General features: G+C 32.0%; 3 protein-coding genes. All 3 read right to left on the bottom strand.

The window, feature by feature from the left end; all coding sequences use genetic code 11:
- Positions 1 to 1,032 (bottom strand): right-handed parallel beta-helix repeat-containing protein (locus AB8B65_RS19070; RefSeq protein WP_405302876.1); only part of this gene is annotated, 1,032 nt, incomplete at its 3' end.
- 209 nt (positions 1,033 to 1,241) lie between these two features.
- A complete protein-coding gene (locus AB8B65_RS19065; protein ID WP_405302875.1) occupies positions 1,242 to 1,697 on the bottom strand; it encodes a hypothetical protein in 456 nt (151 codons plus the stop codon).
- Between the two features lie 46 nt (positions 1,698 to 1,743).
- Positions 1,744 to 2,612 (bottom strand): hypothetical protein (locus AB8B65_RS19060; protein WP_405302874.1); only part of this gene is annotated, 869 nt, incomplete at its 5' end.

Raw genomic sequence — 2,612 nt, 5'->3', positions numbered from 1 at the left:
TTGATCACAAAAAGCACTGACAAAAATGGGTGTCTCGGCTGTGTAATATTCAAAGTGATTTCCTGTAATTTTTATGAATCTTCCTTCTTTTATATATATTGCATAGAGCAGTTTTTGTGCTCCTGCTGATATAAAATTGCCTGAGCATACGATTCCTGAAGTGAAGTTTTCTTTTGTATCGATTGATGTGTCAATGTAAATTCCGTGACCAAACATGTTTTGAGCACTCGTATTGTTGTTTACGATGTAATTACCAAATAACGCAGCGCCTTTAACACCTAATACATGTATTCCGTGTCTGTAATTATTTTCAATGGTTGCACCTGTTACACTTACGCCACGACAGTTATTGATGGAAAGTCCATCATAGTTACTTGTTGTTTTTAGATGTGAAATCGATACATTATTAGCATTCTTTATGTATAGTCCGGCATGATATTTTTCTGGAATACCTTTGAATCCATTGAAACTAGCTTTGATATTTTTTAAATAGATATGATTGCAATTCTCCAAATAAATACCATGTCCGCCGTTTTTGCTAACAGTAATATTTTCAAAAAGAAAGTTTTGAGCAAAACCTGTAAAGTGTATACCGTCAGTTGAATTTTGATTTCCTAGAATAGTAATTCCATCAAAAGTAAATTGATTGATTTTTATGAGATTATCATTCGCTTGTGCGTATGAATTTTTAAAAATAAAGGTGGCATCTGTTCCATTATTTTGAATGATAGATAAACTCGATTCCCCATAAATAAACAGGGAATTTTTAAATAGTTCTTCTTTGGTTAATTCTGAATTGCGTAAAGCGCGTTGAATATTAATTGGTTGCTTAATTCGCCATGTTCCCGAAGGAATGTAACAACGAATATTGCGCTTAAAGGCAATTGTTAGCGCTCTTTCAATTGCTAAAGAATTGTCCTCATTACTAAGATTTGCACCTGTTGCCCTAATGTCTACAAAGTCTTTAAAACTTGTAGCGTTTGCACTTAAAGATGTAAATACAATTACATATAAGAAGTATGTGATTTTCATATTCATGACTGTCTCTTAATTTGATTATTGAAAAAAACTTGACGTTGAAATTTTTCAAAAAATGGTTTTTTTCTCTTTTTTAGAAGTAGCAACTAGTCTGCAAAAATGCTGTTTTATTCCTGCTTAAAAGAGTAAATCCTTTATGCTATTCTGTAGTTGCAACGTTATAATGTCCTTGAGCTATCTATGGCCATTAATAGCATGAAAAGCTATCCAAAACTTTGAAGCACAACCTTAGCTTGTAAGTATGATTTTCCTGTGCGGTAATTTTTCTTTTTTTCATACGATACACTAATGACTTCACCATATTTGGTGCGTTGTTCTAGTGTGTAAATGAGCTGTAGAATGTTGTTAAAGTGTCCTTCTACCGTGAATGAATAGGTATTAATGATAAGTGATTTTTCACTGAATACATGTGGTTCTAAAAAGTCTACTACTTTTAAATCATGCTTTTTTGAAAATGATGTGACTGTATTGAGTAAATTGTTTTGCAATGAAGTTCCACCAATTTTGTATTTAGTTAAGAGCGAATCGTAGTATTGTTCTTTTTTCTTGAGTAACGCGATTTGTTTTGGTGTATTTTGAAATATTTTTTGCTCTTTAACTAGTTTTGTATGTTCCGATTTTAAAGCGAATGTATTAGCGATTGCGAATTTATAGCACAAGAAAACCAGGATTATAAATCCTCCGACAAGCAATTTATTTTTTAAATTAGTTCGCATCAGACATGTCTATTTTTAGAGTGAATTCTGAAACCGTTTTTGATTGCGAACCGTAGTTTACAGGTGTTACTTTTACAATCCAATCGAAACTTTCCAACTCTTGAATCCAATTGAAAAAGAACTTACTATCAGTTGATATTCCAGAAATTACAATGCTGTTTTCCTGCAACTGAATTGCCTTATTTTTTTTAATTTTTTTGGTAATCGGTTGATAGTTCAATGTTTCCAACTGAATGGTATTTGGAAGCGAATTTGCAATCGCATCAATATAATAGGAACTTCTGGAAGCTGCATTTTTTAAAACATCATCCACCATTTTTTGTTTCTCATCAACCGTCGTTTTTAGCGTAAGCAGTTTTGCTTTTTGCGAACCGTTTACAGCCGCCGTTTGTTTCATGTTTTCAACAGATTCGTAATAGGAATTGAACATGAAAAAATTCAACAGTAACATCAATAATATAAAGCTCAATCCGAATATGAGAAATTGACTAAAGAAACGTTTCTGACGAAAGTCTACTACCAATTCCATTTCCGTTTCTTCAAAATTAGAAACCGTATTTTTTGATTGTAAGATGTATGATAATGCGCCTGCAAAGTTTAATAATTGCGTGTTTTTTACTTCCAAACCATTTACTACATACGATTGTTTTGGAATATCATCTACCAATGAAATTCCTGTAATATTATCGTCTTCTTTGGTAAATAGTGCATTAGAGGTGTAATAGGTAGGTGCTTCAATAAAATCGTTCACAAAAGATGTCATTGTATTTCCAAGTGAAAAACCTATAATCGTAATAGTACGTTTTTTATATTCTTGAATGAGTTTATCAACAGTTGATTTCCTGCAAATAGCAATGT

The organism is Kordia sp. (assembly GCF_045105435.1).
GTDB lineage: Bacteria > Bacteroidota > Bacteroidia > Flavobacteriales > Flavobacteriaceae > Kordia.
Note: the sequence above shows the minus strand (reverse complement) of the source record. Positions and strands in the feature narration are given on the sequence as shown.